The 26,097-nt window shown below is 59.5% G+C and carries 21 protein-coding genes; 14 read left to right on the top strand and 7 right to left on the bottom strand.

Features of this window, described 5'->3' with window-relative positions; genetic code table 11:
- Window positions 1-29: 29 nt before the first annotated feature.
- Window positions 30-4,259, bottom strand: coding sequence for a hypothetical protein (locus QYQ93_RS13675; RefSeq protein WP_338477200.1), 4,230 nt, complete (start codon window positions 4,257-4,259; stop codon window positions 30-32).
- A 430-nt stretch (window positions 4,260-4,689) separates the two neighbouring features.
- Between QYQ93_RS13675 and QYQ93_RS13670 the strand changes: the two genes are divergently transcribed.
- Window positions 4,690-5,835, top strand: coding sequence for a MalY/PatB family protein (locus QYQ93_RS13670; RefSeq protein WP_338477199.1), 1,146 nt, complete (start codon window positions 4,690-4,692; stop codon window positions 5,833-5,835).
- A gap of 85 nt (window positions 5,836-5,920) precedes the next feature.
- The gene (locus QYQ93_RS13665) at window positions 5,921-9,640 is read left to right on the top strand and encodes a dermonecrotic toxin domain-containing protein (protein ID WP_338477198.1); all 3,720 of its coding nucleotides are present in this window, start codon (window positions 5,921-5,923) and stop codon (window positions 9,638-9,640) included.
- Window positions 9,641-9,688: 48 nt separating this feature from the next.
- Here QYQ93_RS13665 and QYQ93_RS13660 read toward each other — a convergent pair whose 3' ends face one another.
- Window positions 9,689-9,904: a TOBE domain-containing protein gene (locus tag QYQ93_RS13660; RefSeq protein WP_003173733.1), complete on the bottom strand. Its 216-nt coding sequence runs from the start codon at window positions 9,902-9,904 to the stop codon at window positions 9,689-9,691.
- A gap of 379 nt (window positions 9,905-10,283) precedes the next feature.
- Here QYQ93_RS13660 and QYQ93_RS13655 point away from each other — a divergent pair, with 379 nt between their 5' ends.
- The 5 genes from QYQ93_RS13655 to QYQ93_RS13635 all read left to right on the top strand — a co-directional run bounded on the left by QYQ93_RS13655 (window position 10,284) and on the right by QYQ93_RS13635 (window position 14,992).
- Window positions 10,284-11,534, top strand: a complete 1,251-nt coding sequence (locus QYQ93_RS13655; protein WP_124421720.1) for a ribonucleotide-diphosphate reductase subunit beta — start codon at window positions 10,284-10,286, stop codon at window positions 11,532-11,534.
- Window positions 11,535-11,551: 17 nt separating this feature from the next.
- The gene (locus QYQ93_RS13650) at window positions 11,552-12,040 is read left to right on the top strand and encodes a DUF1289 domain-containing protein (protein WP_338477196.1); all 489 of its coding nucleotides are present in this window, start codon (window positions 11,552-11,554) and stop codon (window positions 12,038-12,040) included.
- 202 nt (window positions 12,041-12,242) lie between these two features.
- Window positions 12,243-13,163, top strand: coding sequence for a class I SAM-dependent methyltransferase (locus QYQ93_RS13645; RefSeq protein WP_043051661.1), 921 nt, complete (start codon window positions 12,243-12,245; stop codon window positions 13,161-13,163).
- A gap of 148 nt (window positions 13,164-13,311) precedes the next feature.
- Window positions 13,312-14,028, top strand: coding sequence for a phosphatidylcholine synthase (pcsA, locus tag QYQ93_RS13640; RefSeq protein WP_005788529.1), 717 nt, complete (start codon window positions 13,312-13,314; stop codon window positions 14,026-14,028).
- A 184-nt stretch (window positions 14,029-14,212) separates the two neighbouring features.
- On the top strand, window positions 14,213-14,992 hold the full coding sequence (locus QYQ93_RS13635; protein WP_217882529.1) for a TSUP family transporter: 780 nt from the start codon (window positions 14,213-14,215) through the stop codon (window positions 14,990-14,992).
- On the opposite strand, the gene nudC is transcribed toward QYQ93_RS13635, so the two are convergent.
- Both nudC and QYQ93_RS13625 read right to left on the bottom strand, forming a co-directional pair.
- Complete coding sequence (gene nudC / locus QYQ93_RS13630; protein ID WP_043051663.1) at window positions 14,960-15,793, bottom strand: NAD(+) diphosphatase; 834 nt, start codon at window positions 15,791-15,793, stop codon at window positions 14,960-14,962. The two genes, QYQ93_RS13635 and nudC, sit on opposite strands and share 33 nt — an antisense overlap.
- A gap of 5 nt (window positions 15,794-15,798) precedes the next feature.
- Window positions 15,799-16,611 (bottom strand): crotonase/enoyl-CoA hydratase family protein, encoded by an 813-nt coding sequence (locus QYQ93_RS13625; protein WP_043051664.1) that lies wholly within the window; start codon window positions 16,609-16,611, stop codon window positions 15,799-15,801.
- Window positions 16,612-16,789: 178 nt separating this feature from the next.
- On the opposite strand from QYQ93_RS13625, the gene QYQ93_RS13620 reads away from it, so the two are divergent.
- From QYQ93_RS13620 to QYQ93_RS13610, 3 genes are all read left to right on the top strand, one after another.
- Window positions 16,790-17,344 (top strand): UPF0149 family protein, encoded by a 555-nt coding sequence (locus tag QYQ93_RS13620; RefSeq protein WP_338477195.1) that lies wholly within the window; start codon window positions 16,790-16,792, stop codon window positions 17,342-17,344.
- A gap of 169 nt (window positions 17,345-17,513) precedes the next feature.
- A complete protein-coding gene (gene aroA, locus QYQ93_RS13615; protein WP_338477194.1) occupies window positions 17,514-18,770 on the top strand; it encodes a 3-phosphoshikimate 1-carboxyvinyltransferase in 1,257 nt (418 codons plus the stop codon).
- A gap of 33 nt (window positions 18,771-18,803) precedes the next feature.
- Complete coding sequence (locus QYQ93_RS13610; protein WP_124377771.1) at window positions 18,804-19,193, top strand: hypothetical protein; 390 nt, start codon at window positions 18,804-18,806, stop codon at window positions 19,191-19,193.
- 1 nt (window position 19,194) lies between these two features.
- On the opposite strand, the gene QYQ93_RS13605 is transcribed toward QYQ93_RS13610, so the two are convergent.
- The gene (locus QYQ93_RS13605) at window positions 19,195-19,794 is read right to left on the bottom strand and encodes an NAD(P)H-dependent oxidoreductase (RefSeq protein WP_338477193.1); all 600 of its coding nucleotides are present in this window, start codon (window positions 19,792-19,794) and stop codon (window positions 19,195-19,197) included.
- A gap of 72 nt (window positions 19,795-19,866) precedes the next feature.
- Between QYQ93_RS13605 and QYQ93_RS13600 the strand changes: the two genes are divergently transcribed.
- Complete coding sequence (locus QYQ93_RS13600; protein ID WP_338477192.1) at window positions 19,867-20,469, top strand: TetR/AcrR family transcriptional regulator; 603 nt, start codon at window positions 19,867-19,869, stop codon at window positions 20,467-20,469.
- Here QYQ93_RS13600 and QYQ93_RS13595 read toward each other — a convergent pair.
- Entirely contained in the window at window positions 20,459-21,136 is a 678-nt protein-coding gene (locus QYQ93_RS13595; protein ID WP_338477191.1) for a GNAT family N-acetyltransferase, read from the bottom strand. The two genes, QYQ93_RS13600 and QYQ93_RS13595, sit on opposite strands and share 11 nt — an antisense overlap.
- A gap of 56 nt (window positions 21,137-21,192) precedes the next feature.
- On the bottom strand, window positions 21,193-22,077 hold the full coding sequence (locus tag QYQ93_RS13590; RefSeq protein WP_338477190.1) for a LysR family transcriptional regulator: 885 nt from the start codon (window positions 22,075-22,077) through the stop codon (window positions 21,193-21,195).
- Between the two features lie 691 nt (window positions 22,078-22,768).
- Between QYQ93_RS13590 and QYQ93_RS13585 the strand changes: the two genes are divergently transcribed.
- From QYQ93_RS13585 to lhgO, 3 genes are all read left to right on the top strand, one after another.
- Complete coding sequence (locus QYQ93_RS13585) at window positions 22,769-24,001, top strand: MFS transporter (protein WP_338477189.1); 1,233 nt, start codon at window positions 22,769-22,771, stop codon at window positions 23,999-24,001.
- Window positions 24,002-24,039: 38 nt separating this feature from the next.
- On the top strand, window positions 24,040-24,750 hold the full coding sequence (locus QYQ93_RS13580; RefSeq protein ID WP_338477188.1) for a FadR/GntR family transcriptional regulator: 711 nt from the start codon (window positions 24,040-24,042) through the stop codon (window positions 24,748-24,750).
- A 106-nt stretch (window positions 24,751-24,856) separates the two neighbouring features.
- Window positions 24,857-26,050 (top strand): L-2-hydroxyglutarate oxidase, encoded by a 1,194-nt coding sequence (lhgO, locus tag QYQ93_RS13575; RefSeq protein WP_338477187.1) that lies wholly within the window; start codon window positions 24,857-24,859, stop codon window positions 26,048-26,050.
- Window positions 26,051-26,097 lie beyond the last annotated feature (47 nt).

Below are 26,097 nucleotides of genomic sequence, written 5' to 3'. Positions count from 1 at the left end.
TGGCCCCTCCATGGGCCAGTCAGACCTCGTCATACATTGGGCGCTTCGACTTTCAAACGGTTCACCTGCACAACTCGGTCGTCAGAACCCGCTTTACGCGGGGCATTGATCGTTATCATCATGCCATCATTGGTGACAAATGTCGGCTTGGCCGCATCCTCCGTCGAGCCCTTGGGGTAGGCATTCTTGATAGACAAGTATCGATGTTCCCCAGCCTTGTCGCCGTGCAGAGTGGCTACCAGGTCCCCCTCAGGCGTAACGCCCCAATCCAAAACCTGCGAGGCGCTGTAGTCCAGCTTGATAACACTTGCAACCGGATCATTGATGATCACAGCCTGATTGCCCTTGTTAATTTCATAAGTATTAAACCCACCCTGGCCGACGATATCGGCTCCCCCATTGACAATAATAACGTTTGCGCCTTTGCCCGTTAGCACCACGTCCTTTTTGCCGTTCAACGTCAGGTGATTGTTTTCATCATCGCCCTGGATAAAACTTTCTCCATTTTCAACCGTGACGGCATTGGAGAAAGAATGGAAATACGCAATTGGCGTTACACCATTGGTTTTAGAGTCCGGGGTGTTTGCCGCAATCGTACCGCTTTTAAAGTTGATGACGTGCCCTGAATAGGCAACTGTTTTAGTCTCGCCAACAACGCTGTAAGTGGTGCGCAGTTCACCCGAAAAGCTCAGCGTATTGGTGCCGTCGCCGCCCCAGATTTCTGAGGCTTTCGGGCTGAAACCGTTTTTCTCGGTGTCTTGAACTTGTCTCGTTTGCTCGAGTGTCTGGCGCGCATCGGCATTGAAGTTAAAGGTATCGTCGGCGTCTCCCCCAGTGATCAGCTTTTTGCCTCCCTCAAAAGAAAAATAGTTGTGCTTTTTCATCACCCCCGCCACGACGTCATCTCCGTCGCCCAACACCCAGAACGTGCCTCTGCCTCCTCCCTGTACACCTTCGACAGGCTTGATCGACATGCTATTCCAGGACTCTTCAGGTGCGGTAATGCGGTCATTACCGCCGCGGACAGTGGCGGCTGGAACTTTGCCGTCCACTTTGATCAGGTTCAGTAGCAAACTCGGAATGTTCCACCAGAGTGAAGGAGTCAGCGGAACTTTCCCCGGAACCTCTGTGACCTCGACCTTGGTGTTGCCATACACAACACGCTCATAAAGATCCTTGCCTGGCCCTTCCAGGAATGCCTTGTAGTGAGCCCGTCTTTGGTCCTCGTTTTCTTCGGTGTATTTCGCTTCCAAGTAGGGTTTCATCACATCAAACCCCGGTTCAAACCCCAGGAATGATTTCAAGCCAAGCGTAAACTTTTGGCCGCCCGTCAACGGCGTGTGTTTATCAATATCTTCCACAGTTCGCACGGCCGAATAAATGGACTGTGCAATCATCAGCCCGCCTGCCACGATCAGCCCCGCCGGCCCGGCACTGCTGAATCCCGCGAGAAATGCCGCGCCCAAGGCCAGCGACGTAGAGGCATTGGCGACGGCGAAGGCACCATTGACGTAGTGATCCTGAGCTTCTTTACCGGTGCTACGCCCCGCTTTCTTAAACGAATCGACAGCCGTGTAGATATCAAACGGAATACTGATAAATGAACCGACGCCCCGTGCCGCTTTGCCGATCATCTTGCCCACGGTAGATGATTGAAAGCTGAGTATTGCCGGTGCGGCCTTGTCGACCACCTTCTGCGCCACTTTATTGAGCCCCGCCTCCACGCCCATTCCGACGTAGTCAGCGCCTACAGCACCCAACCCAATGACGCCCGCCGTGGTGTCGCCACGTTGGATGCTCTCAATGGAACTGCGCAACCCTTGAAAGGTACTGAAAGCCTGAAAACCCAGGCCTCCCGAGTGAGTTGCGCCTGTTTTTCCGGGTGTACCCGAGGAAAAAAAGTCTGCGGGGAGCGCTTTATTGCTGCGCTGCATATCGCGTATGGCGCCAGCATGTCGCGACATATCACGGGTGGACTGTTGCAGAGCCTCTGGGATAGTGCCGCCGTCTCGCCTGCTCAGCAGCGGTACAGTGGGCTCACGCAGGGAGCTGATCTCAGCAAGCACATCACTTGTACGCTTGCCGACATCACTCGATCCAGATTTGACAAACGCCTCCAAGCGCAAATAGTCAACTTCCATCTCACCGACCATCTTTCTGCCATCTGGATCATCGGGCAACTGAGCCTCGATCGGATTGCCATTGAGGTTTACCCCCATTTTGTAAAGTTCAACACGGCTGACGTCCATTTCACCGAACCGAATGGGCGGCTGATTGGCATCAAGCTCTTTCAGGCGCGCTAATACGGTTGGGTCAATCGTTTGTACTGTCTTAGGCGGTGTGACTACCGTTAGTTTGGGCAAATCCTGCGCAGGTGTTTTAGGCGGCGTCACTAGGTTACCGGGTGGCGTCGTGATCCGTGCGTTCGATGGGCCGGTTGCTGTAGGAAAAAGTTTGTCGAGCGCTGTCTTGGTTTGTGGGTTGAGCCTTCCTTCATAGAGACGCGATGTATAAGTCTCTTCCATAAAATCTCGTGGGCTTCTGCCGGCACGCGTACTGTCTTGAGGGCCTACCTCAGGAAACCGTTCCTTGTTGCCGATCACTTCCAGGAAGCCTTTGGCATCGGCTTTGTAATAGCCAAGCATACCCAGCTTACCGGCGATCAACGCGGCTTGCTTCTTGGTGAGAGGATCAAGGCCTTTGACTTCATCTCGATGGCCAACTCGATCGGCGACGGTATCGCCGTTCTTAGAGGCAGCAGAAAAAAAATCATCGCCGACAATCAACGTGGGAGGGTTGCTGAACAGCAGTTTCGTTTCCGGGTGATCCCCAGGTTTGGCAATAATAACGTCGATATGGCCGGCTACAGCCATCGCAGTTTTGGGTGTTTTTACCTGAATTCTTTGCAGCGCTGTATCCACCGCCTTAGCTACCTGTTCAGACCTGGCGGGATCACTGCTGGTCGGGCTGAGGATCTCAAAGGTTGTACCTCGAACAGCCTCGGTACGCGAATTAAATAGCGTGCCTATTTGTGCGGTGGCCAGGGAGGATCGCTGTTGCTCTATGCGTTCGAAGGCATAAGGGTATCCAACAGGCGTAGCGGCCTCCTTGATAGTATTGATCAAGCTGTGCTCGAGCTCCCTCATGGGCGACAACAGTGAGGAGTTTGGGTGTTTTCCGATAAAGTCCTGGACGGACTTCAATGTCTCTTTCGTATGATGAAATTGTGACATCCCCTTAGAGTCATGCAGCTTGCCCAAGCCTAGTGTAATTTTTTCATAGTCCGCCGCCGCCTGACCGGCAGGGACCGGTGCCTGTTTACCGAATGCCTCTTTAGTTGGCACACGCGTGGCGTCGATCACCTTAACGTTATCAAGGCCGTTCAAGGGTGCATCGTACATGAAACGTATAGAGTTATTGTCGCTGGAAACCTCAGGAACATGATCGGGTTTAAATACACTGATCAGATATTTAGGATTAGAGCTGTCCTTGTTATATGGCCGATGTAAATATTTTAATTCGGGACTGGTAAATATACTTTTCAAACCTTTTTCAAAAGCCGCCTTGGAAAAAAACACTGCAAATCCAGCATTTGGATCATCGTAATAGTAGGTTCGAGCGCCTGTATCGTCGACGATTACCCCTGCCGATAGGCGATGCTCTTCAGCGCTGATCAACAGTGTCGTGGTAGCAGCAAAATCGTAAAGTCTCGGTGCAATCTGGGTATAGGCTTCAACTTTTCTGGTCGCTGGGTCATGCGCAACCTTAACTTTTTTGACTTTTTCTTGCACCTCGGCCAACTTGCGATAAAACGCTTGGGATTCGGGTTCGTCCGGATGCGCAATTGCATGGTAAACATTACTAAAAAACGTATCTTGCTTGCCCTCTGCCACAGCCAACGACAAAAGATGGGTGAACCCTGCACATCGCCCTCCCGATAACTTATTGATTATAGAAAGGTAATAACCCTGCGGCCGCGGCGTGACCTTAACCCCTTTGTCCGTGATCACCTTAGTAAATATTCTCGCATCATCAAGGGGGATACTTATAAGGCGCTGCTCAACCAGATACCGTAGTGCCCCCATTTCCCGCGGGCTCAATTGCTGATCCAGTGCCAACCGCATCAATGCCAAGTTGCTCATTTTTGGAGAATGCCCCGGCAAACTTACGGCGGAGGGTGTGTCATAGCCTCGCTTAAAATCGTCGTGGCCAGGCCCCGTGACGGCATCGCTCATCTTGCTGACAAAATGTTCAAGCACTTTGTTGTCCGGTACATGGACAGGCTCAGTTTCTACGTACCGTCCCTTGACACTCGACATATCCCTTCGGGTTCGGCTGTGTTCAACGGCTTGTACAGGAGGTGAAGTTTCGGTACCCCGAGGTTGAACATAGCCAAAGAACGGTTGAGTGGTAGCCGAGGATACGTGCGACATGAAGACTTCCAAAGATAAGTAAATTCAAAAGCTGCCCCCGTAACAGGCAAGCCGTAGAGGGCTAACCTACAAACACACACGGTAAGTAACCATCGGATTTATCTGCGAGGTTTCTGTTAGTAACGTTGCAAATCAGCCCCCCGTCTCATTGTGTTTTTCTTCCTCGCTCATACCCAAAAACACTTGTTCCTTATCACCGGGGCTGGGGCTAGAATCGGCGCCATTCTTGCACCTGCCTTCCTGACACGAGCCACCCATGAGCTTTGATTTCGACACCCTCCACTCGCGCCTCGGCACCGGCAGTACCAAGTGGAACCGTTACCCGCAAGACGTTCTGCCGATGTGGATCGCCGACATGGACATCGCCGCGCCCCCCGCCGTATTGCAAGCCCTGCATGCACGACTCGACCAGCAGATCCTCGGCTACAGCGTGGCCGGCGACGACGTGCGCGACGCCATCGTCGCCGACCTGTGGGCCAAGTACGCCTGGCGTGTACAACCTGAAGAGCTGCTGTTCCTGCCCGGCGTCGAACCTGGTTTCAATATGGCCCTGCATGCCTTTGTCCAACCCGGCCAGGCGGTGGTATTGCAAACCCCCAACTATCGGCCGATTCGCCTGGCCCCCGGCCATTGGGGCCTGCCGCGCATCGAAGTGCCATTTGGACTGATCAACGGCGAATACATCACGCCAATGCCCGCCATGCGCGAGGCATTGAGCGGTGCCGGCGCACTGCTGTTGAGCAACCCGCATAACCCCATCGGCAAGGTCTTCCCCCACGAAGAACTGCTGGCGGTGGCCAACGCCTGCCTGGAACACGGCGCACTGATCATCAGTGACGAAATCCACGCCGAGCTGTGCTTCGACGGCCGCCGCCACATTCCCACCGCCAGCCTCAGCCCCGAGATCGCCCAGCGCACCATCACCCTGATGTCGGCGAGCAAGGCGTATAACGTCGCCGGCTTGAAGACCTGCTTTGCCGTGGTGCAGAACGCCGAGGTGCGCGAACGCTTCAATCAGGCGCGCTGCGGCATGGTCGACAGCGTCAGCCCGCTGGGCCTGGAAGCCACCCGCGCCGCCTACAGCCAATGCGGCGAATGGCTCGCTGCGTTGGTGCAGTACCTGCAGGCCAACCGCGATTACCTGCTCGACGCGGTAAAAAAACGCCTGCCCGGCGTGGTGATGCACGCACCCCAAGGCACCTTCCTGGCGTGGCTCGATTGCAGCGCCCTGGGCCTGGACGACCCGCAGCAGTTTTTCCTTGAACAGGCCAAGGTCGGCTTGAGTGCAGGAATCGAGTTTGGCGATGACAGCCAGCAGTTCGTGCGCCTGAATTTCGGCTGCCCACGGGAGATGCTCGAGGAAGGTGTGCGGCGTATGGAAATCAGCTTACAAAAGCGCTGAGGCCGGCCGGAACCCCTCCGGGGCTTTTCAACACACACCTGGCATAGTTGCCTGCTGTGCTTTGAAACCCCGGAGCCGACCGTCCATGATCCTGCCACCCAACCCCCCTCCTTTACCCGTCTGGGATTTCAAACCCATCACCGGCGAAAAGCCTGAGACGATGCCGACCTATGCGCTGGTGGACGCTCCGCGACGCCAGCTGGCCGATAGTCGCCTAACCCCGAAAAACCAGAGAGCCGACTACAAACAACTTCTGCACGCCACGCACAATGCGCTGCCCAGAGTGCGCGACGAGGCCAAGAAATGGGCCGAGGACATGGTGTTCAAATTGACCGGCAGCAAGATAGATGCCGACACTATTTTCCTCAATCGCTTCCAGCAAGCCCAAAGTGCCAACACTGCCACCGGTTGGGAGCATATGGAAGAAGAGCCGACGGTGTCCCAGGCGCTGCCGGACGCACTGCTCGGCAACTTCAACGAACACGACTCGCTACCGGGCGTGCTTGACCAGCAAGCCGGCTTGTACAGGGCCGGCCGCGGGCAGAGCACAAAAGGCGGCTACGGCGCCCACAACCAGTTTGCGTTGACGCCATCGCAACTGATGCATGAAAGCTGGAAAAGCGACTTTCAAATGCACATGACCCAAAAGCTCGAGAGCTTCTGGCGCGATCATGGCGATGACTACCGCACCAGCTTGAAAGGCGAGTTCGTCTACCAGGCCCGCCAACAACTCAAGTCCTACGAGCGTGCCTCGCCCGCCGAGCGCGCACGGATGCCAGCCGAACAGCGCTTTACCCGGGACGACTACCGCCTGGTCATGGGCGCGGCCTCCAACCTACCGCTGGCCGAAGACCAAGCCCTGACCGTCGAACAACTGCGTGCACAAGCGCCGGTCAAAGGCGTGGTATTGACCCACCTATTCGATATCAACGGTTTACCGGCCAACGATATCCTGCGCTTTACCGCTGCCGATGACGGCCCAGTCCGACAATTGCGTGACCGTCGTGACGGCGTGCAGCTGCTCTATGTACCCGGTCATCAACCGGCGTTCCTGCGTTTTGACTCCCTGACCGCGATGGACCAGTGGGTAGCCGCACAAGGCCGGGACGCCGATAAGCGCAAGGCCCTGGAAAGCCACTTCCCCCTCAGGGACCGGCAAGACAATGACGTCGGGTTCTGGAGCGATGTAAAGGCCTTCATCACCGGCGACCATCAATCGAACAAAGGCGTCGACACAGCCCTGCGTGACTTGGGCAACGGCCATTGGGACAGCATCGAAGGCACCGTCATCGACAGTGCCAACGTACGCATTCAGGGCGACGTATTCAGTGTGATCAAAGACGCCACGCAAATACGCATGTCACGAGATGCCGACACCATGATCAAGTCCAACAGCGAGGTCACCCGTGACACCTGGCTGAACGATTTGACGGTGGCCGCAGGCCTGGCGGCCAAATTCGCGGTGATTGGCGAACCGATCGTTATCGGGATAGCTGCTGCTACCGGCTTCGTGGAAACCGAAGTTGGCGTCGAGAAATCGATCACCGGCGACACTCAGGCTGAGCGAAAACACGGTAGTACTGCGGCGCTGGATGGTGCACTGAATGAGCTGTTTGCCGTAGGAGGCGGCACTGAGAGGGGCTCTACTATTGAGCGCCCCACCACGATTCCGATACGCCAGGAAATGTTTGCCGACGGTCAGCAGGCCCAGGTCATCGATCACCCGCTGAGCGCCAGTGCCTACACCCTACCGCGAGCCAATGGCTACGATCTGGTGGACCGCAATCAGGTCTATCGCTATCTGGACAACAGGCCGGGGGAACTCACCAACCTCGAATCAGCAGCGCACACTGCCCCGCTCGAAGGCTTTGAAGCGTTTTGCCCCTCGCCCGTGCCAAGTGGGCGGGTACGCCGCGGCGCCAACGAAGAATGCTTCGCCAAAGTCATAGCGAACGTGCCCGAGGCCGAAAGACCGCTGCAGGCCTTGGAGCATGTGCGGCTATTTCCGTCCAAGGCCGGTCTGTTCAAGCGTGAGCGCACAGTAGTCTTCGAAAAACGCCTGCACAAACTGATCGAAGGCGAGACCGGCGCCCAACTGGTACCAGTCAATAATGGCGAACGCATCACCTATAGGTCACAGGTGCAAGGCCAGATCATTGCCGACCCCGGTTTCGGCTTTTACGCAGGCGCTGACGAACGTGCCTTTGCCGAAGACACGCGGGTGGTCAAGCTCAATAGCATCAGCAAGGCCAGCGATGATCAACGCCAAGTCAGGGGCGTCGTCGTACACAGTGGCAGCCAGCAATACCTGGTGGTGGAAGCCGACACCGCCGAGTTCTATTACGCGCCGCTGGGCAGCGCACAGACCGGCGATATCAGTTTCAAAAAGTGCGGGCCGCTTGAAATGGGCCTCGCCCAGGGTTACCGCCAGTTTCTGAGCGCACATCACGCTGTGCCAGCCGTTGAGGCCGACTTTATCGCCCTGCCCACCCTCAAGAAGGCCTACAAGCAATTGAAGCAGTTTGGTTTTCGCGAAACCGAAATCAATGAATTGAAGCAGCAATGCAAGGGCATGAGCCCTGAACAGAAGCGGGAAGTGGTGTACCAGTTGCAGCAAGCCAACGCCATTCTCAAACCAGACGTCGCCCTGCGCCCCCGTCGTGTCACGCCATTGCAAACACCGCCGGATTTTGTACGTTGGCCGGCCCGACAACAAAACCAGTTCTACGCCCAGCAAGCCAAGGACGCCGTTAACCAGGCCCTCAAGGCGACCGGACTGGGACCCGGCAACCTGGTGCGCTCAACCACTGATATGGCCAGGGCCGATGCAGCAACCATCACCCTGGGTTGGTTACGGCGCACCACCAGCCTGAAAGCGCCCCACGCGGGCGATATGATCATGAAGACCGGCGCGGGCAATTGCGGCGAAATGGCCATTCTAGCCCGTGACATCCTCACTAAAAGTGGGGCCAGGGCCGCCGAATGGCACGTGGGTGATGCACACGCCTTCGCGGTGGTCGGTGGCCCGACAGGCGATGTAAAGCCCACCGTTGATTTCTCCGAACCGTCCTGGGCCAACGCGTGGGTAGTCGACCCATGGGCTGACATCGCCTGCCCGGCGCCGGAATACATGGCTCAATTGAAAGCCACCATGGCCAAATGGGACAAGGCCGGCTGGAAAATCCGTGAGGGTATCAAGCGCGATATGAGCCCCCTGGATCCGGACTGGCTCGACAGGCTCGTCAACCAACCCAAGCAGCCCTACGCCTCGCAAATTGAACCCGCCAAGCCGACGTCCGTCCGACTCCCGCTCCGGCCCGCCAATACCGTGCAGGTGGCCATGGGCGAATCAACAACCCTGAAGACTGGAGACGAGGCGCTTGCGACCCGCAGCTTGACCGACTGCTCGGCCATTGCCGTACTCAGCGACTGGGATGGTGCCCGCTACAGGAGCCGCACGCTGATGCACCTCACCGGCAGCAACCTGGAACTTGGGTTACGGGGGGATGCCCAAGCGCTGCTGGACAAATTGCAAGCGTCCTTGAACAACGGTGGGCGCGTTATTCTGGTGGGAGGCATCAGTTCAGACTCCCTGCAAGGCATGGCCACCACCATCGGGCAATCATTCCAGGGTGGCCAACCGCTCAGGGACTTGCTTCAACCGCGACCGGGCGTTTCCGTGACACTTGCCAGTTCCCTGGGCATCACGGTCAATGCCGACGGCACGTTTGAGCTGCTCGAAGGCACTGGCAAGGGCATATTTACCGTGGATCAGGTCAGGGAAATCTTCAACCGGATTGACTGACGAGGCTCGCTGCCCCCATGCCTGGCCTGTCCGCCTAGGCGGCAGCACCTACAACTTGGCGATGGACACTTCGGTCGACTTCACAAAGGCGATCACTTCACTGCCCACTTTCAATTCCAAGTCACGCACAGAGCGCGTGGTAATGACAGACGTCACAATGCCGGATGCGGTCTGCACGTCGATTTCCGACACCACTTCCCCCAGCAAGATCTCCTTGATCACGCCCTTGAACTGGTTGCGCACGTTGATCGCTTTGATGGTCATGTCGGCTTTCCTTTTGGCTGTTGGGTCAATCCGCACGAATGCGCAGGCCTTCAAAATGCGCTGCGCGAACAGATCTTAAAAGGAATAAATAACTATTTATTTATTCTTTAAGGATATATGCGACCTCCCCGTTTCGCGTCCCGCTGATAGCCGATCCCGCGTTCAGCAGCGACCTATGACCGCACATCTTGTGCGTTGACCAACCTTGTTACACACAATATAGTGTGCCAACAAACAGGAAAGACCACTACATAGTGTGCAGTGTCGGTATTTGCCGACCACACTAAGCGCAATATTTCAATGCCTAGCAGCCTGCAAACCGCACATTTTTTTGCACGGTTTCACACACCGTCGGAACAGATCAGGAAGGAGTATTTCAATGCTGAGTTGGGATGAAGTCGACAACGAAGACACCGGTGCAGCGGTGATCAAGGGCGCCAATGCCGGCCATGCAAGCGAAGCCAACATGGACCGTCTCGACGGTGCCGGCGCCGCCGCCGCCATCGAAGCCCGCGCCGTCACCGCCAGTGATTCGGCCGCCATCGTGCGCGCCAAGGCCGCCCTGGACAAACTCGACGTCGCCGAAGGCCTCGCCGAACTCGAAGGCGCCTCCGCCCGCGTCGCCGTTGACGAAAAGCGCATGATCAACTGCCGCGCCGACCTCAACCAACTCGTACCCTTCAAGTACGACTGGGCCTGGCAGAAATACCTCGACGGCTGCGCCAACCACTGGATGCCGCAAGAGGTCAACATGACCGCCGACATCGCCCTGTGGAAAACCCCCGAAGGTCTGACCGACGACGAGCGCCGCATCGTCATGCGCAACCTCGGCTTCTTCTCCACCGCCGACTCCCTGGTTGCCAACAACCTGGTGCTGGCCGTGTACCGCCTGATCACCAACCCGGAGTGCCGCCAGTACATCCTGCGCCAGGCCTTCGAAGAAGCAATCCACACCCACGCCTACCAGTACTGCATCGAATCGCTGGCCATGGATGAAGGCGAGATCTTCAACATGTACCACGAGATTCCATCGGTCGCTAAGAAAGCGGCGTGGGGCCTGAAGTACACCCGTTCGATCTCCGATCCGAAGTTCGAAACCGGCACCGTCGAGACCGACAAGGAACTGCTGCGCAACCTGGTCGCCTACTACTGCGTACTGGAAGGTATCTTCTTCTACTGCGGCTTCACCCAGATTTTGTCCATGGGCCGCCGCAACAAAATGACCGGCGTCGCCGAGCAGTTCCAGTACATCCTGCGCGACGAGTCGATGCACCTGAACTTCGGTATCGATGTGATCAACCAGATCAAAATCGAAAACCCGCACTTGTGGGATGCCGAGATGAAGGAAGAAGCGACACAGATGATCCTGCAAGGGACTCAGTTGGAGATCGAATACGCTCGCGACACCATGCCGCGCGGCGTGTTGGGCATGAACGCTGCGATGATGGAAGACTATTTGAAGTTCATCGCCAACCGTCGTCTGTCGCAGATTGGTTTGAAGGAAGAGTACCCAGGCACGACTAACCCGTTCCCGTGGATGAGCGAGATCATGGACTTGAAGAAAGAGAAGAATTTCTTTGAGACTCGGGTGATCGAGTATCAAACTGGCGGCGCGCTGAGCTGGGATTGATTCAACAGACCCCATTTATGCCCAATCAAACCATCAAGACCCCTTGCGTCGGGCTGTGCTCCACCGTCTACGGTGACCTGGTCTGTCGGGGCTGCAAGCGTTATCACCACGAAGTGATTCAGTGGAATGGCTATAACGTTGAGGAAAAACAGGCGGTGTGGCTGCGCCTGGAACAGTTGCTGGTGCAGGTAATGGCCAGCAAACTGGAGGTCTTCGACCCGCAGCGCCTGCGCCAACAGCTGGAAGCACGCAAGATTCGCTTTATGCCGCACCAGTCGCCGTATTGCTGGGCGTATCAGCTGATTGCCCGGGGTGCGCGGGTGATTTCCAAGCTGGATGCCTATGGGTTGGCATTGTTGCCGGAGTTTCGCGAACGCCACCTGGCGGAGCTGCGGGATGCGATAGACCGGGAGTTTTTCCTGCTGTCCGAAGCGCATTACGAGCGCTATATCGCTCCAGTCTTCTTGAAAGAAGCATTCGGGCCGGCCCTGATTGCCACGCTCTAACTAACACCAGGAACCAATGTGGGAGGGGGCTTGCTCCCGATAGCGGTGGATCAGTCAGTTTGTTTGTTACTGACACACCGCTATCGGGAGCAAGCCCCCTCCCACATTGGATCTACTTCAAAAAAGGCACGTTGTGCTCACGCCCCCGCAAACCCCGCGATTGTGTTTAAAATGCCGCCCGCTCGCTGACTGACGCTAAACGATGAACCCAGAAGCACTCGCTACCTTGCACGCCCACCTGCTCACCACCCTGGCCGACGCGCCGGTGGAAACCCGGCGCCTGTTCCATGGCCGTGGCCGCTGCTGGCCGGGGTTGGAACAACTGACAGTGGATTGGCTGCAAGGCGTGGTGCTGGTGGCCTTGTTCAAGGAAACCGAGCAACTGGAAGCCTTGAGGCAGATGCTGCTGCAGATCGACTGGGCCGGCGTTGGGGTGCGTACCGTGGCCCTGCAACACCGTTACCTGCCGCAAAGCACCACCGAGTGGCTGGTGGGCGATGCCATTGACGAGCTGACCATCACCGAAGGCGGCCTGCGCTATTTGATCGACCTGGGTAAAAAACAGAACAGCGGGCTGTTCCTCGACATGCGTTATGGGCGTAACTGGGTGCGCGAACAGGCCAAGGGCCAACGCGTGCTCAACTTGTTCGCCTATACCTGTGGTTTCTCGGTGGCTGCCATCGAGGGCGGCGCCGACCATGTGGTGAACCTGGACATGGCCCGTGGCGCCCTGAGTCGCGGCCGCGACAATCACCGCCTCAATGGCCACGACCTGGGCAAAGTCACCTTCTTGGGCCACGACCTGTTCAAGTCGTGGGCCAAGGTTACCCACAGCGGCCCCTATGATCTGGTGATCATCGACCCACCGTCGTTCCAGAAGGGCAGTTTCATGCTGACCAAGGACTACCAGCGCGTGCTGCGCCGCCTGCCGGATCTGCTCACCAAGCAAGGTACAGTGCTGGCGTGCATGAACGATCCGGCCTTTGGCGAAGACTTCCTGATCGACGGCGTAACCCGCGAAGCACCGGGCCTGCGCTTTGTTCAGCGACTGGAAAACCCACCGGAATTTCCCGACATTGATCCGCAGAGTGGGCTCAAGGCCCTGGTATTTCGCCAAGGCTGATGCCGAAACGCCCGACCCTTGCTACGCTGACGAATACGCCGGGCGGTGAACCTTATCCCCCTCTTCCCGGTCGATACCTGCATTCCCTGGCCAGACTCGACAGCGTTACGTTGTCGGCTGACCCGTTTGACCTTTTGGAGAACCGCCCGTGATATCGACCCTGCATGTAGCCAGACTCAAAGCCTGGGGCGCCCACGGCTTTACCGCCACCGGTGTGGTCCTGGCCTTCCTGGCCACCCTGGCGCTGCTGGAAAACTCCCCCAAGGCATGCCTGCTGTGGCTGGGGCTGGCGTTGGTGGTAGATGGCGTCGATGGCTCCCTCGCGCGACGGGTCAACGTCAGCACGGTGCTGCCCAGCTTTGACGGCTCGGTCCTGGACCTGGTGATCGATTACCTCACCTACGTATTTATTCCTGCACTGTTTATCTACCGTTACATCGACCTGCCGGAATTTACGCATCTGTTTACGGTATCGGTGATCCTGGTGTCGTCGCTGTTCTGCTTTTGCAACGTGAACATGAAAAGCAAGGACAACTACTTCGTCGGCTTCCCCGCTGCCTGGAACGTGGTCGCCCTGTGCGTGTACATCATCCAGCCTGACGCCTGGGTCACCCTGCTGACCGTGATCGGCCTGGCATTGCTGACCGTGACACCGATGAAGTTCCTGCACCCGTTCCGGGTCAAGCGCTTCATGCCGATCAATATCGCAGTGACCACGATCTGGCTGTTGTGCAGCTTCCTGATGGTGGTGGATTACCCCAACACCAACCCGTGGACGTTTGGCTTGTGGTCGCTGATGTCGGCGTACTTCCTGGGGATTTGCATCTGGCGTACGGCGCTGGAGTGGCTGGGTACACACAAATAACCCAGCGAACACGGTTAAAAATGTGGGAGGGGGCTTGCCCCCGATAGCGGTGGATCAGTGAAAAATAAGCCGACTGACCCACCGCTATCGGGAGCAAGCCCCCTCCCACATTTGGTTATGCGTGCATTCGGCAGGTAAGATGGCGGCCTTTCGCATAGCGCACCTCCAACAATAAGCCCTGCCCATGCCCTTCGAACTCAGTGTTGACCTGACCACCCTCGCCATTCTCGCCGCCGTGGCCTTTGTTGCCGGTTTCATCGACGCCATCGCCGGCGGTGGCGGCCTGCTGACCACCCCTGCGCTGCTCACCGCCGGTATGCCACCGCACCTGGTACTGGGTACCAACAAACTCAGCTCCACCTTCGGCTCGGCCACCGCCAGCTTCACCTTCTACCGTCGCAAGCTGTTCCACCCACGACAATGGGTGCACGCCATCGTCGGTACATTGGTCGGCGCGCTGGCCGGCGCAGTGGTTGCCCACTACCTGCCCGCCGAGGCGTTGAACAAGATGCTGCCGGTGATCGTCTTCGCCTGTGGCGTGTACCTGCTGTTCGGCGGCACGCCAAAGGCACCACTGGATGTGGATGCGCCAATCAAGAAGAAGTGGCAAGCCACCCAGGGCTTTGGCCTGGGTTTCTACGACGGCGTGGCCGGCCCCGGCACCGGGGCGTTCTGGACCGTCAGCACCATGCTCCTGCACCCCATCGACCTGGTAAAGGCCAGCGGCGTGGCGCGCAGCATGAACTTCGTCAGCAACGCGGCGGCCCTGACGGTGTTTATCATCAATGGCTCGGTGGATTGGATTGTCGGCCTGGCGATGGGTGTGTCGGTGATGGGTGGCGCATTCTTTGGCGCCCGCAGCGCGATCAGCGGCGGCGCCAAATTCATTCGTCCGGTGTTTATCACCGTGGTCCTCGGACTGACGGTTCGCCTAGCCTGGCAGCACTGGTTCAGCGTGGCCTAGGCGGCGGGCCACGTAGAGGTCGATCAGGTAGCGGGCAATCGAACGTGACGCTGGCAACGGTGGCAGTTCATGGATATTGAACCACTGCGCGTCTTCGATCTCGTCGGCCTGGGGCACGATATCGCCACCGGCGTACTCGGCATGAAAGCCCAGCATCATTGAATGGGGAAACGGCCAGCACTGGCTGCCCATGTACTCGATGTTCCTGACCTCCACCTGCACCTCTTCGCGCACTTCGCGGATCAGGCAGTCTTCGGCCGACTCACCCGGTTCGGCAAAACCGGCCAAGGTGCTGTAGACCCCGGTCACAAAGCGCGGCGAGCGTGCCAGCAGGATCTCATCGCCCCGGGTCACCAGCACGATCATGCTCGGCGAAATCCGTGGGTAGCTGCGCAGGTCACAGGCCTGGCAGTACATCGCCCGTTCCCGCGGCACCTGGACCATGGCCTGGCCGCAACTCCCGCAGAACCGATGCTCTCGCACCCAGGTGCCGATCTGCGCGGCATAGCCCAGCACCTTGTACAGGGTGTGATCGCCTTGCAGCATGAAGCCGCGCAGGCCTTGCCAACTGCACCCGGGAACCTCTGCCGCCGCGTTGAGCTCCAGCAGGTACACCGGCTCGCCATCGAGGTGGCCGATGCCGTGTTCGGCAAACACCGAAAGGTCCTGGCGCTTGAGCCATTCACGCGGGAACAGCGGGCCATTGGTGTCGTGCAAAAAGCCCTCGCGGCTGCGGGCAACAGCCCAGCCGCCCGGGGTGTCGTTGTCCAGCAGCGTTGTGGTAATCCAGCCTGGGGTCATGTCAGTCAATCCACGAATTCGGGTTTCTGCTTGCTCATATGGGCCGCGATGGCCACGCGCAGGTCGTTGGATTGCAACATAGCCGAGTTCCAGGTGGCAACGTATTCCAGGCCGTCATTGACTGTGTGGTCACGCATGTAACTGATCATGGCTTTGGTGCCGGTCACGGCGATAGGCGACTTGGCGGCGATTTCATGGGCGATTTCCATAACGCCGGCCAGCAGGCTGTCCTGATCGGCATACACGCGATTGACCAGGCCGATGCTGCGCGCTTCTTCGGCGCCAAACTGGCGACCGGTGTAGGCCAGCTCACGCAGCATGCCGTCGCCAATGATGCGCGGCAGGCGTTGCAAAGTGCCCACATCAGCAGCCATGCCGATGTCGATTTCCTTGATCGAGAACTGCGCGCCCTCGGCGGCGTAACGCATGTCGCAGGCGCTGATCAGGTCAATGGCGCCACCGATGCAATAGCCCTGGATCGCCGCCAGCACCGGCTTGCGGCAGTTGTCGACCGCATTGAACGAAGCTTGCAGCTCAAGGATCTTGCGCCGCAGCAGGCGTGCGTTGCGTCCCACGTCCTTGCCGAACTCATTGGCCACCGAGGCCAGCAGCATCAGGTCGATACCCGAGGAAAAGTGCTTGCCATTGCCGCTGAGCACCACGGCGCGCACGGCATCGGTGTCTTCGACCCATTGGAAGATCTCGATGATTTCGCTCCAGAACGCCGCGTTCATGGCGTTGATCTTTTCCGGGCGATTGATCTGCACATGGGCAACGTTGCCGTTGAGTTCGACAACGAAGGCTTGGTATTCGGACATGGCAGTGATCCCTGACTGGCGATTGAGAAAGCCCAGACTATATCAAGGGTGTGCCACGGCGCATCGGCCAAAAGCGGGACCGGCCGCGGAAAAGACGCTGGATAAAATGCCGCGTACACGCCATCCTGCGCGCTTTAAGCCGCCTTACCAGCGGCGTTCGACGCTCGAAGGATATGCCATGCACACCCAGCCCCTCACATCCGCCGATTTAGACCTGATCGACGAAACCCTGCTCAAGTACGGCGATGACCATTCGGTGCTGAACCTGGCCGAACTCGATGGCTACTTCACCGCCCTGGTGTCCGGCCCGGCCCAGGTTGACGTGGCTCAATGGTTCCCAGCCATCTGGGGTGGGCAGAACCCGGAATGGGAAAGCATGGACGAGGCCCAGGGCTTTCTGGAACTGTGCGTGCGCCATATGAATACCCTGGCCGCCCAGTTGGCCAGCGATTCCCAGGCGTTCAAGGCGCGTTTCGATGAAACCGAGCATCAGGGCCAGGCGGTGACCCTTGCCGAGGAATGGTGCTTTGGCTACGTGCGAGGCGTAACGATCGGCAACTGGCCTGAATTGCCCGTCGAACAAGCCGGGCAATTGGAGAAAATCTCCTGGTGCGCCGAGCAAGATAATTTCGAATTGCCGGCGGACCTGGATGTAGACGCCCATCAGCAGCAAGTCAGTGCAATCGAACCGGCTGCGCGGGCGCTGCATGACTACTGGCTGAGCCAGCGCTGAGGCGGGCTTATTTCGGCTACAAGCGCTGACCGCAGACCTGGGAGGGGACCACACTAAAAAGTCATGCAGATCACCTGCTCACTCGACAAACATGGCGTGTTTGCCTGATTATTCGGGTCCGCACGTCGGCCACTCCATGCCACCTCGCCTTGACCAGGAGCCTTGTCCCTTGAGTTCGCAGAAAACCGTGACTGTTACACCGCCCGACTTCCCCCTCAAAGGCAAGGTCGCGCCCCCCGGCTCCAAGTCCATCACCAACCGCGCGCTGTTGCTGGCGGCGTTGGCCAAGGGCACCAGCCGCTTGAGCGGCGCGCTGAAAAGCGATGACACCCGCCACATGTCGGTAGCCCTGCGCCAGATGGGCGTAAGCATCGATGAACCGGACGACACCACCTTCGTCGTTACCAGCCAAGGCAAGCTGCAATTGCCGGCCCAACCGTTGTTTCTCGGCAACGCCGGCACTGCCATGCGCTTTCTCACTGCGGCCGTGGCCACCGTGCAAGGCACCGTGGTACTGGACGGCGACGAGTACATGCGAAAACGCCCGATCGGCCCATTGCTCGAAGCCCTCGGCCAGAACGGTATTCAGGTCGACAGCCCCACCGGCTGCCCACCGGTGACCGTGCACGGCGTGGGCAAGGTGCAAGCCAAGCGCTTTGAAATCGATGGCGGCCTGTCCAGCCAGTACGTATCAGCCCTGCTGATGCTCGCGGCCTGTGGTGAGGCGCCGATTGAAGTGGCGCTGACCGGCAAGGACATTGGCGCCCGTGGCTACGTGGACCTGACCCTGGATTGCATGCGCGCATTCGGCGCCCAGGTCGAAGCCGTGGACGACACCACCTGGCGCGTGGCCCCGACCGGCTACACCGCCCATGACTACCTGATCGAACCCGACGCGTCCGCCGCCACCTACCTGTGGGCCGCCGAAGTGTTGACCGGTGGCCGTATCGATATCGGTGTCGCGGCACAGGATTTCACCCAGCCGGACGCCGAGGCCCAGGCCGTGATCGCCCAATACCCGAATATGCAGGCCACAGTAGTGGGCTCACAAATGCAGGACGCCATCCCGACCCTGGCGGTCCTCGCCGCGTTCAACAACACCCCGGTGCGTTTCACTGAACTGGCGAACCTGCGCGTCAAGGAATGTGACCGCGTACAGGCGCTGCACGATGGCCTCAATGAGATCCGCCCAGGCCTGGCGACCATCGAGGGTGATGATCTGCTGGTCGCGAGCGACCCTGCCCTGGCCGGCACCACGTGCACGGCGCTGATCGATACCCACGCCGACCACCGCATCGCCATGTGCTTTGCCCTGGCCGGGCTGAAAGTCTCGGGCATTCGCATCCAGGACCCGGACTGCGTGGCCAAGACCTACCCAGAGTATTGGAACGCCTTGGGCAGCCTGGGCGTGCAATTGACCTACTGAGACGCCGACCGTGAAACCTGGCCGGGAGCGTCAATGAGCATTCGCCAACCTTGCCCACCCGGCGCCTGTGTCTGCGACCGTGAACAACTGCTGGAGGCGCCCGGCGCTGACCTGCGCATCCTCCAGTTGACGCGACAGCAGGAAAAAATCCTGCTCGAGCGCCTTGAAAACCTCAAGAGCCTGCAGGACCTGGAACATATGCAACAGCGGATGTACGAGCAACTCGGCATCCGCGTGCATATCGCGCCGGGGCACACCGAGGTCAAGAGCATGCGCGGGATCCAGATCGTCATCGACGAACTGCCGGGCATGTGCCGCAAGACCCGGCAAGCGATCCCGGCGTCGATCCGCCGCGGCCTGGAGAAACGGCCAGAGATTGCCTACCGCTTACTGGATGCCCACGACCTGTTTCGCGACGCTTGAATCATCCCGCGACCGTCTCGCGCTCAAACATCCCCTGCCCCACAACCCTGGCCGCTTGCAAATGCGCCTGGGCACCACCGCTTTCCGAGTCCAGCAACAGCTCGGAGGTCAGCACTTGCGCCCCACAGTAATCAAAAATGCCGTAGTCGATCTGGGTGTGCATGGCCTTGGTGTAACCATGTCGATCAAAAGCGCTGTTGTCCGCTGCACCTAAAGCCAGCAGGTGCACCTGCAAATGCCGCAGCTTTTTCGCCACGGGCGTATCGGGGCCGTAGTCGATCGCCCAACCGTTGACAAACACGCGGTCCACCCAGCCCTTGAGCAAGGCCGGCATTGACCACCAGTAGATCGGAAACGCCAGCACCAGGGCGTCGGCGCGCTCGATGCGGGCCTGTTCGGCCAACACGTCGGCTGGGGGCGTTGCGTGATTACGGTGCACCTGGTGATCAGCCGCGGTGTAGCGAGGGTCGAAGCCTTCGGCGGCAAGGTCGGCGATTTCAAAGGTGTGGCCGGCGGCGGCCAAACCGGCTCCGACCTGGGCGGCCACGCTGTGGGTGAGGGATTGCGGGTCGTGATGGGCAACAACAATCAGTGCGTGCATGACTTTGACTCCCTTTTGGCTTAATCTACTTTTAGTAAGTTACGTCGACTAAGTTACTTTTGGTATATAAGCATGTCAAGCACTGAATCCCCTGCCCCGCGTCGGCGTTTATCCCGTGAAGGTCGCCTGCGCCAGTTACTCGATGTGGCCTGGCAACTGGTCCGCGCAGAGGGCACCGACGCCCTGACCCTGGGCCGTCTGGCAGAACTGGCGGGCGTTACCAAGCCGGTGGTCTACGACCACTTCACTACGCGTGCGGGGTTGCTGACCGCGCTGTATGCAGATTTCGACGAGCGTCAGGACCAGGTGTTTACCGCTGCCATCCAAACCAGCAACGCAACACTGGAGGATCGGGCCTGGGTGATCGCCTCGTCCTATGTCGATTGCGTGTTGTTGCAAGGCCGGGAAATCCCAGGGGTAATTGCAGCGCTGAGCGGTTCGCCGGAGCTGGAGGCGCTCAAGCGCGAATATGAGGCGATCTTCCTGGAGAAATGCCGCGAGGCGCTGGCACCCTTCGCCTCAGGTGGCAGTATTTCCCAGGCTGGCCTGCGGGCCATGCTCGGCGCGGCGGAAGCGCTGTCCCATGCGGCTGCCAATGGCGAGATCAGCCGCGAGGAGGCGCAACAGGAATTGCTGGCGACCATTCTGGGGATGGTCAATCGCGTCAGGCGGTAGGAGAGCGGCTCTGGATAAACAGCTGGACCTTGCGGGTCAACTGATCCAGGTGCCGGTCGCGCTGCTTCTCCGCGTCGATCATGGCGCGCTTGCCGTGCTTTTGCAGCAGGTAGGTATGGATCTGGCGCACTTCCAGCGAGCTATAGATCGGCGCCACATCCAGCACGCCCATCAGCCCGTCAGTGCCGTAGCCGCGGGTGTTCATCAACACTTGCGTGCCCCGCGCCCCGCGCAGCCGGAACCCCATGGCCTCGAAGACCGGGACCTTTTCCACCGCACAGGCCAGTTCAGCATGGGGGTAGCGCGCCAGCACCTCGCCCAGCATACCGCGCGCCACACCCTGGCGACGAAAACCCGCCTGCACCGCCATGAAGGCAATCCCACACGCCTCTGGATCATCCTTCACCGGCAGATACAGGCAAAAGCCGATAACGGTCTCGCCCTGCATCGCCACGACCAACTCGACGGCAATGCCCTTCGTGCCATTCAACGCCTCAAGGTACAGATGCACCTCAAAGCCGATGGCGTACTGGTAGATGTTGTACAACAGGTTACTTGGCGCCAACGCCACGCTGCTGATGTCGGTGAGGTTGTCCACCACCATCTGCAAGATCTGGCTGTTGACCGATTCGGGGCACGGCGTGGTGTAGCGGGTAAGGCTGAACATGCAAATTCCTGGAGTTTCGCGGCAAGGCAGCGGCGATTGTACCCGTTGCGGGCCGCTCATGGCCCGCACACCTCGCGCAAACAACCGCGCAGCCAGCGATGGGCCAGGTCGGCATCCTGGCGTGGGTGCCAAAGCATTGCCACGGTGAACGCAGGTAACGTGACCGGCAGTTCAAAGCAGTGCAGCCCTCGGGCCGGTAGGGTGATGTAGCGCTCAGGCACGCTGGCGATCAGGTCGGTGTCGCGGGCCAGGGCGATGGCGGTGTTGAAGCCGGAGACCACGGTGCTGACCTGTCGAACAAGACCCAGGGCCTGCAGTGCAGCGTCGATCTGACCCCGCTCCTGCCCGCGCCTCGATACATAGACATGTTGCCCCTGGGCAAACCGTGCGGCGCTGACCTTGCCGCTGCTCAAGGCATGGCCATCGCGCACCACGCCCACCAGGCGGTCACGAAACAGCGCCTGGGTCAGCACCTCGGGGCTGGCATCGGCATCGACCACGCCGGTTTCCAGGTCGACACCGCCTTCGCGCAACAGCGTGCTGTCTTTGTCGCTTTTATTGACGAAGCGCAAACGCACACCAGGGGCCTCACGTGCGATGCGCGCCAACAGCGTCGGGCCGAAGCTTTCGACAAATTCCTCACTTGTGCGCAGGGTGAAGGTACGCACCAACCCACCCAGATCCAGGCTGTGAGCCGGACGCAACACGGCGTAGGCGTCCTGCACCAATTGGCTGACCTGCTCGCGCAATTGCAACGCCCGTGGCGTCGGCACCAAGCCGCGACCGGCACGTACCAGCAACGGATCGCCCGTGGCCGCACGCAAACGCGCCAAGGCCCGGCTCATGGCCGAAGGACTCAGGTGCAGGCGCTTGGCGGCACGGGCGACGCTGCCTTCGGCCAGCAAAACATCCAGGGTGATCAGCAAATTGAAGTCGGTCATGCAGGCTCCGATGAGTATGGGTGTTGCCGAAGGCGCTCACCCTCGCGACGCTCTAAATGGGGGAGCGGCTTGCCCTAGAGCCGGTCAGTCAAGCGCAGATCCCCTGTGGGAGGGGGCTTGCTCCCGATGGCGGCCTTAGGGCCGACCAGGATGCTGGATTGGTTCGAGTACATATCCATTGTTTAGGTAACGGCCACTATTGGTTCCGCCCTTACGGCGGGTCACTTTCGAAAAGCGCGAAAGTAACCAAATGCGCTCTTGCCCCACCACTCGGCACCTCGCCCAGGCTCGGTGTGCCCGTAATCCGCCATGGATTTGGGGGGCCGCCGCCACGCGCCATCCATGGCGCGGGACGGCTAAACCGGCATCCCTGCCGGTTTACCCCCCAAATCCCTGTCGAATTCCGGCCAGCGTGGTTTAACGGGGCGCCTAAGATCAAGATCAAAAGCCAGATCAAGAGCGACTCGCTGCGCATCGTGGTTACCGGCGGTCGCTACATCAAGGATGTGTAGATACCCATGGCCATCGGGGGCAAGCCCCCTCCCACAGGTCCGGTGGCGTACCAGTAGTTGTGGAACACCATGCTCCAATGAGGCGTTCTGTGCAGCTATAACCTGCAACCCATGCGTCTTCCGCCATCTTAGGTGACGCCGTAGATTTGTGACAGTCGCATTCACTCAAGGAAACGCTCATGCAGACGTCCTCACGCGGCGGCCTTGTCGCCTTGTCGTTATCCATGTTGTTGGCCGCGCTGGGCACCAGTATCGCCAATGTCGGCCTGCCAAGCCTGGCGCACGCATTCGCGGCCTCGTTTCACGCGGTGCAATGGGTGGTGCTTGCCTACCTGCTGGCCATTACTGCAGTGATCGTCAGCGCCGGGCGCCTGGGCGACTACCTGGGTCGTCGACGCCTGTTGCTGGCCGGGCTGTTGCTGTTTGCCCTGGCATCCGCAGGCTGTGCCGTCTCGCCCTCCTTGCCCTGGCTGGTCGGCGCACGGGCGCTACAGGGCCTGGGCGCGGCAATCATGATGGCGATGACCCTGGGCATGGTTGGTGACACAGTCAGCAAGCAAAACACTGGCCGGGTCATGGGGCTGCTCGGCACGATGTCAGCGCTTGGCACAGCCATGGGGCCAAGCCTCGGGGGGCTGTTACTCAGTCTGTGGGGGTGGCGGGCGTTGTTCCTGATCGGTATGCCATTGGCCGGGTTGGCCGCCGTCCTCGCCTACCGCTATTTGCCGGTGGATGCTTGCCGCCGTGACGCGTCAGTCCCGGATACATTCTGGGCGCCCTTACGCGATGCAGGGTTGCGCGCCGGCCTGGCAATGAGCGCCCTGGTGTCGGCGGTGATCATGGCCACGTTTGTGGTGGGCCCGTTCTACTTGTCCCGTGGCTTGGGCCTGGACCCCGCCTGGATGGGCCTGGCGATGGCGGTTGGCCCGGCGGTCGCGGCCATTACCGGCATACCGGCGGGTTACCTGACCGACCGCCTCGATACTTGGCGCCTGACCCTGGTGGGCATAGGCACGATGCTGTGCGCTGCCCTGTGGCTGTCGCAAGTCTCGGGACTTGCCACCTACATCGCGGCACTGATGGTATTGACGACGGGCTACAGCCTGTTCCAGGCGGCCAACAATACTGCGGTCATGCGCGATGTGCCGTCCACACGCCGGGGCACCGTTGCCGGCCTATTGAATCTGTCGCGCAACCTGGGCCTGATTTTCGGCGCATCGGCCCTGGGCGCGGTATTCGCCCGCAGCAGTCCGGATGTTACCTATGCAACGCCACTGAGCGTAGCCGCCGGCTTGCACAACACCTTCGCCGCAGCAGCGGGTTTGATCCTGCTGGCCGGTGTAATTGCCTGGAATAGCGCGCGCAAGCGAGCGGGCTCGGAGCAGACAAATATTGACAAGTTAAAATCGTAACGACTATTGTCTGACAACCTGATCACCAAGGTTTCATCATGCTTGAGCTCCAGCGCCCCGATTCGCTCGTCGTACGGGTTGTCAGCGCGATTCGCGCAGAAATCGAATCCGGCCAATTGGCTCCGGAGTCGCGCCTGCCTACCGAACAGCAACTGGCTGAACAGCTCAACGTCAGCCGCTCCGTGGTGCGCGAAGCCATTGCCCAGCTCAAGGCCGACGGTGTGCTCACCGCCCGCCGCGGCCTGGGATCATTTATTTCGCAGACGCCTGCCGGCACGGTGTTCCGTTTCCCGCAGCCGAACGGGCGCCGACCGGACCTGGCGCAGATGTTCGAAGTGCGCCTGTGGATCGAAACCCAGGCCGCCTCGATTGCGGCCCAGCGACGTGACGCTGCCGACCTGCAACGCATGAAAAGCGCCTTGCAGGCCATGCAGGACAACCGCGACAATTTCGAGGCCGCGGCCCTTGCCGATGTGGAATTCCACCGCGCCATCGCCGACGCCAGCAAAAATGACTACTTCGTGGCCTTTCATGATTTCCTCAGGAGCCAGTTGGCCAGTGCCCGCAAGACTGCGTGGGAGAACTCCGCGTCGCGCTTCGCTACCGGCTCGGCCGATGCAACCCAGGAACACCAGCAGCTCTACCAGGCCATTGCCGATGGCGACGCTCAACGCGCAGCCGCCAGCGCCGAGGCGCATTTGCGCGCAGCAGCACGCCGCCTGCAACTGGAATTGCCGACCACGAATTGATCCACTCTGTTTATAGCGTGTCCTGGGACACGCCATTTTTTTAACAAAAACATTAGTCTGACAACCTGATAAGCAGACTGAAATGTGTGACTTGGGAACCCCTGCAATGATTCACGATTTTTGCATCATCGGCGGCGGCATCGTTGGCCTGGCCACCGCCATGGAATTGCTCAAACGCCAGCCAGGCGCATCGTTGGTGATCCTGGAAAAAGAGCCGGTGCTGGCCAAGCACCAGACCGGTCACAACAGCGGCGTGATTCATGCCGGCATCTACTACGCCCCCGGCAGCCTCAAGGCCGACCTGTGCAAGCGGGGCGCCGAGGCCACCAAGCAGTTCTGCCGTGATCACGGGATCAAGTTCGAGGTGTGCGGCAAGCTGCTGGTGGCGTCCAGCCCGCTGGAAATGCAACGGATGGAAGCATTGCACGCCCGCGCCCAACTCAACGGCATGCAGGTCGAGCGTCTGGATGCCGAGCAATTGCGCCAGCGTGAACCGAACATTGTCGGCCTTGGCGGGCTGTTTCTCGACGCCACCGGGATCGTCGACTACCGCCAGGTGTGCGAGACCATGGCCCAGGTGATCCGTCGCGGCGGCGGGCAGATCTGCCTGGAGCGCACAGTGACCGCCATTGACGAAGACACCGATAAAGTCACTGTCAGTACCCATGGCGAAACCTGGCAAGCCCGCCATCTGGTGGTGTGCGCCGGCTTGCAATCGGACCGTCTGGCCCGCCTGGCCGGGATCAGCATCGACCATCAGATCATCCCGTTTCGCGGCGAATATTTCCGCCTGCCGGCATCGAAGAACAACATCGTCAACCACCTGATCTACCCGATTCCCGATCCGGAGTTGCCGTTCCTCGGCGTCCACCTGACCCGCATGATCGACGGCAGCGTCACCGTCGGCCCGAATGCCGTACTCGGGCTGGGGCGCGAGAACTACCGCAAGTTCTCGGTGAATTGGCGCGACGTGGCGCAGTACGCCAGTTTTCCGGGTTTCTGGAAAACCCTTTGGCAAAACCTCGGCTCCGGCACCATCGAGATGAAGAACTCGCTGTTCAAGTCCGGCTACCTGGAGCAGTGCCGCAAATACTGCCCGTCCCTGACCCTTGACGACCTGCTGCCCTACGAGGCCGGTATCCGCGCCCAGGCGGTCATGCGCGATGGCAGCCTGGTGCACGATTTCCTGTTCGCACAGACCTCGCGAATGCTCCACGTGTGCAACGCGCCCTCGCCGGCCGCCACGTCAGCCATGCCCATCGGCGCGATGATCGCCGACCGCCTGTTCCACCCCGAGTAATACCCGCTCTGCCCGTTCACCCAACAATAACTACAAAGACCCAGAAG

The organism is Pseudomonas khavaziana (assembly GCF_036704165.1).
In the GTDB taxonomy this organism is placed as follows: domain Bacteria; phylum Pseudomonadota; class Gammaproteobacteria; order Pseudomonadales; family Pseudomonadaceae; genus Aquipseudomonas; species Aquipseudomonas khavaziana.
The sequence above is the reverse complement of the archived record's forward strand: the minus strand, read 5'-3'. Positions and strand labels throughout refer to the sequence as shown.

What these genes read in the sequence shown, in the direction of transcription:
- QYQ93_RS13670 (WP_338477199.1), top strand. Translation starts at nt 4,690, where the DNA reads ATGAGCTTTGATTTCGACACCCTCCACTCGCGCCTCGGCACCGGCAGT.
- QYQ93_RS13665 (WP_338477198.1), top strand. Translation starts at nt 5,921, where the DNA reads ATGATCCTGCCACCCAACCCCCCTCCTTTACCCGTCTGGGATTTCAAA.
- QYQ93_RS13660 (WP_003173733.1), bottom strand. Translation starts at nt 9,904, where the DNA reads ATGACCATCAAAGCGATCAACGTGCGCAACCAGTTCAAGGGCGTGATC.
- QYQ93_RS13655 (WP_124421720.1), top strand. Translation starts at nt 10,284, where the DNA reads ATGCTGAGTTGGGATGAAGTCGACAACGAAGACACCGGTGCAGCGGTG.
- QYQ93_RS13650 (WP_338477196.1), top strand. Translation starts at nt 11,552, where the DNA reads ATGCCCAATCAAACCATCAAGACCCCTTGCGTCGGGCTGTGCTCCACC.
- QYQ93_RS13645 (WP_043051661.1), top strand. Translation starts at nt 12,243, where the DNA reads ATGAACCCAGAAGCACTCGCTACCTTGCACGCCCACCTGCTCACCACC.
- QYQ93_RS13635 (WP_217882529.1), top strand. Translation starts at nt 14,213, where the DNA reads ATGCCCTTCGAACTCAGTGTTGACCTGACCACCCTCGCCATTCTCGCC.
- nudC (WP_043051663.1), bottom strand. Translation starts at nt 15,793, where the DNA reads ATGACCCCAGGCTGGATTACCACAACGCTGCTGGACAACGACACCCCG.
- QYQ93_RS13625 (WP_043051664.1), bottom strand. Translation starts at nt 16,611, where the DNA reads ATGTCCGAATACCAAGCCTTCGTTGTCGAACTCAACGGCAACGTTGCC.
- QYQ93_RS13620 (WP_338477195.1), top strand. Translation starts at nt 16,790, where the DNA reads ATGCACACCCAGCCCCTCACATCCGCCGATTTAGACCTGATCGACGAA.
- QYQ93_RS13610 (WP_124377771.1), top strand. Translation starts at nt 18,804, where the DNA reads ATGAGCATTCGCCAACCTTGCCCACCCGGCGCCTGTGTCTGCGACCGT.
- QYQ93_RS13605 (WP_338477193.1), bottom strand. Translation starts at nt 19,794, where the DNA reads ATGCACGCACTGATTGTTGTTGCCCATCACGACCCGCAATCCCTCACC.
- QYQ93_RS13600 (WP_338477192.1), top strand. Translation starts at nt 19,867, where the DNA reads ATGTCAAGCACTGAATCCCCTGCCCCGCGTCGGCGTTTATCCCGTGAA.
- QYQ93_RS13595 (WP_338477191.1), bottom strand. Translation starts at nt 21,136, where the DNA reads ATGTTCAGCCTTACCCGCTACACCACGCCGTGCCCCGAATCGGTCAAC.
- QYQ93_RS13590 (WP_338477190.1), bottom strand. Translation starts at nt 22,077, where the DNA reads ATGACCGACTTCAATTTGCTGATCACCCTGGATGTTTTGCTGGCCGAA.
- QYQ93_RS13585 (WP_338477189.1), top strand. Translation starts at nt 22,769, where the DNA reads ATGCAGACGTCCTCACGCGGCGGCCTTGTCGCCTTGTCGTTATCCATG.
- QYQ93_RS13580 (WP_338477188.1), top strand. Translation starts at nt 24,040, where the DNA reads ATGCTTGAGCTCCAGCGCCCCGATTCGCTCGTCGTACGGGTTGTCAGC.
- lhgO (WP_338477187.1), top strand. Translation starts at nt 24,857, where the DNA reads ATGATTCACGATTTTTGCATCATCGGCGGCGGCATCGTTGGCCTGGCC.